Source organism: Streptomyces sp. 13-12-16, assembly GCF_002114215.1.
Lineage (GTDB): Bacteria > Actinomycetota > Actinomycetes > Streptomycetales > Streptomycetaceae > Streptomyces.
In genome coordinates this window covers 1-3,399 of sequence record NZ_NCTE01000271.1, presented here as the reverse complement: position 1 = coordinate 3,399, position 3,399 = coordinate 1, and the positions used below count along the sequence as shown (strand labels likewise).

At 74.2% G+C, this 3,399-nt stretch carries 3 protein-coding genes; all 3 read left to right on the top strand.

Going from position 1 to position 3,399, the window contains the following annotated elements; genetic code table 11:
- Positions 1–486 precede the first annotated feature (486 nt).
- From pgsA to B7767_RS12010, 3 genes are read left to right on the top strand one after another with little or no spacing between them, the layout of a single operon-like run.
- Positions 487–1,158 carry a phosphatidylinositol phosphate synthase gene (pgsA, locus tag B7767_RS12020; RefSeq protein WP_085572194.1) on the top strand — a complete coding sequence of 224 codons (672 nt, stop codon included), beginning with the start codon at positions 487–489 and terminating at the stop codon, positions 1,156–1,158.
- Positions 1,155–2,096 carry a phosphatidylinositol mannoside acyltransferase gene (locus B7767_RS12015; protein ID WP_085572193.1) on the top strand — a complete coding sequence of 314 codons (942 nt, stop codon included), beginning with the start codon at positions 1,155–1,157 and terminating at the stop codon, positions 2,094–2,096. The genes pgsA and B7767_RS12015 overlap by 4 nt, the downstream gene beginning before the upstream one ends.
- Positions 2,093–3,256, top strand: a complete 1,164-nt coding sequence (locus B7767_RS12010) for a glycosyltransferase family 4 protein (RefSeq protein ID WP_085572192.1) — start codon at positions 2,093–2,095, stop codon at positions 3,254–3,256. Before B7767_RS12015 ends, B7767_RS12010 begins: the two co-directional genes overlap by 4 nt.
- Positions 3,257–3,399 lie beyond the last annotated feature (143 nt).

Sequence of the window (3,399 nt, the reverse complement as noted above, 5' to 3'; positions counted from 1 at the left end):
GGAGGGTGCCCCGCGCGGGGTCCCGGTCGGGCGAAGCCGGGAGCGGGGGAGCGCGCAGCCGCCGGGCGGGGGAGGGAGCCGACGGGACGGGGATCCCCCCGCGCACGGGAGACCTCCCCGCTCGCGCGAAGCCGGGCGTGGGGGAGCCGGCGAGTGACGACGACGCGGCTCGGGGTGTCCCGCACCCTTCAGGTGGTGGGGGAGCGCGTACCGGGCCCCGCGTCCGCGGAGCGGCCCGCCGGACAGTCCCTGTCCCGCCTCTCGCGTGGGTGTAACGGGGGCGTCGGTACCGGTCGGCGGCGATTCCGGCGGGCCCGGCTTCCGCGTGGGCGTGACGGGTGGTGCGTGCCGGCGTGCGGGCATCGTGGTCCCGCTCCCGCGCGGGTGTACGGGTGCCCCGCACCGCCCGCGCGTGTGCGTGGCTACGATTGGGCCCGCCGGGTGGCCAGCAGGGGCCGCGCGGCCCCACCGACCGTCGGGAAGGCCATGCTGAACAAGTACGCGCGTGCATTCTTCACGCGTGTCCTCACACCGTTCGCCGCGTTTCTCATCCGGCGGGGGGTCAGCCCCGACACGGTCACGCTCATCGGCACCGCGGGAGTGGTCGCGGGCGCGCTGGTCTTCTACCCCATGGGCGAGTTCTTCTGGGGCACGGTCGTGATCACGCTGTTCGTGTTCTCCGACCTCGTCGACGGCAACATGGCACGCCAGCTGGGCCGCTCCAGCCGCTGGGGGGCCTTCCTGGACTCCACCCTGGACCGGGTCGCCGACGGAGCGATCTTCGGCGGCTTCGCCCTCTGGTACGCCGGGGGCGGTGACGACATCGCCCTGTGCGCGGTGTCGATCTTCTGCCTGGCCAGCGGCCAGGTGGTGTCGTACACCAAGGCGCGCGGCGAGTCGATCGGCCTGCCGGTCGCCGTCAACGGGCTGGTCGAGCGGGCCGAACGGCTGGTGGTCTCGCTGGTCGCGGCCGGCCTCGCGGGCCTGCACGCGTTCGGTGTGCCCGGCATCCAGTACCTGCTGCCGGTCGCCCTGTGGATCGTCGCCGTCGGCAGCCTGGTCACGCTGATCCAGCGGGTGGTCACCGTGCGCCGCGAGTCCGCCGAGGTGGAGGCCGCGGAGCGGCAGGAGGCCCAGGGGCGCGAGGCCGCGACGTGAGCGCCCAGGAGCGGCTGGCCGACGCCCTGTACGGCGCCGGCTGGGGCACCGTCAAGAAACTCCCCGAGCCGGTCGCCGCGCGCCTCGGCAGGACCATCGCCGACCTCGCGTGGAAGCGGCGCGGCAAGGGCGTGCTCCGGCTGGAGGGCAACTACGCGCGCGTCGTACCGGACGCGGGCCCGGAGCGGCTGGCCGAACTCTCCCGGGCGGGGATGCGGTCGTACCTGCGCTACTGGATGGAGTCCTTCCGGCTGCCCGCCTGGAGCCCCGAGCGCATCGCGGACTCCCTCGACGTCAAGGACCTCCACCACCTGACCGACGGCATGGCGGCCGGCAGGGGCGTCGTCCTGGCGCTGCCGCACCTCGCCAACTGGGACCTCGCCGGCGCCTGGGTCACCACGAAGCTCGGCACACCGTTCACCACCGTCGCCGAGCGGCTGAAGCCGGAGACGCTGTACGACCGTTTCGTCGCCTACCGCGAGGGCCTCGGCATGGAGGTGCTGCCGCACAGCGGCGGCTCCGCCTTCGGCACCCTGGCCCGGCGGCTGCGCGACGGCGGACTGGTCTGCCTGGTCGCCGACCGCGACCTGTCCGCCTCCGGTGTCGAGGTCGGCTTCTTCGGCGAGAGGGCCCGGATGCCGGCCGGACCCGCCCTGCTCGCCCAGCACACCGGGGCCCGGCTGCTGCCGGTGACCCTCTGGTACGACGACTCGCCGGTGATGCGGGGCCGGGTCCACCCGCCGGTCGAGGTCCCCGAGGCAGGCACACGCGCCGAGAAGACGTCTGTCATGACACAGGCGCTGGCCGACGCCTTCGCCACGGGGATCGCCGACCATCCGGAGGACTGGCACATGCTGCAGCGCTTGTGGCTGAGGGACCTCGACCCCGCGCGGGACCCCGCGACGGCCCCGGGGCAGGACCGGAAGGGGACCTCGTGAGGATCGGCATCGTCTGCCCGTACTCCTGGGACGTGCCGGGAGGCGTCCAGTTCCACATCCGTGACCTGGCCGAGTACTTCATCCGGCTCGGTCACGAGGTGTCCGTCCTCGCCCCGGCCGACGACGACACCCCGCTCCCGCCGTACGTCGTCTCGGCGGGCCGCGCGGTGCCGGTGCCGTACAACGGCTCGGTGGCCCGGCTCAACTTCGGCTTCCTGTCCGCCGCGCGGGTACGGCGCTGGCTGCACGAGGGCGCCTTCGACGTCGTCCACATCCACGAACCGACCTCGCCCTCGCTCGGCCTGCTGACCTGCTGGGCGGCCGAGGGACCGATCGTCGCCACCTTCCACACCTCCAACCCGCGCTCCCGCGCGATGATCGCCGCGTACGCGATCCTCCAGGCCGCCCTGGAGAAGATCAGCGCGCGGATCGCGGTGAGCGAGTACGCCCGCCGCACCCTCGTCGAGCACCTGGGCGGCGACGCGGTGGTCATCCCGAACGGCGTCGACGTCGACTTCTTCGCCAAGGCCGAGCCCAAGCCGGAGTGGCAGGGCGACACCATCGGCTTCATCGGCCGGATCGACGAGCCCCGCAAGGGCCTGCCGGTGCTGATGAAGGCCCTGCCGAAGATCCTCGCCGCCCGCCCGGCAGCGCGGCTGCTGGTCGCCGGCCGCGGCGACGAGGAGGAGGCCGTCGAGTCGCTGCCGCGCGAACTGCGCCCGCGCGTGGAGTTCCTCGGCATGGTCAGCGACGAGGACAAGGCCCGTTTCCTGCGCAGCGTCGACCTGTACGTGGCGCCCAACACCGGCGGGGAGAGCTTCGGCATCATCCTGGTCGAGGCGATGTCGGCGGGTGCGCCGGTGCTCGCCTCCGACCTGGACGCGTTCGCGCAGGTCCTCGACCAGGGAGCGGCGGGCGAGCTGTTCGCCAACGAGGACGCGGACGCCCTCGCCGAGGCGGCCGTACGGCTCCTGGGAGACCCGGAGCGCCGCGCGGAGCTCCGCGAACGCGGCAGCGCCCACGTCCGCCGCTTCGACTGGTCGACGGTCGGCGCGGACATCCTGTCGGTCTACGAGACGGTGACGGCGGGCGCGGCGGCGGTGGCGACGGACGAGCGCGCGACGGGCCTGCGGGCACGGTTCGGCCTGGCACGGCCCTGAGGCCTGCCCGGCGGGTCATGCCGGAGACGTGGGGTCCGCCGCGCCCTCCCTCACTGCCCGGAAGGGCGTGGGCGGTGCCCCGGGTGGCGTTGTCGCCGGTTGCCGGCTCCCCACGCTCGGCTGCGCTCGCGCGGCGGGGCCCC

Excerpts from the sequence above, each read along its gene's own strand:
- pgsA (WP_085572194.1), top strand. The coding sequence starts at position 487 with ATGCTGAACAAGTACGCGCGTGCATTCTTCACGCGTGTCCTCACACCG.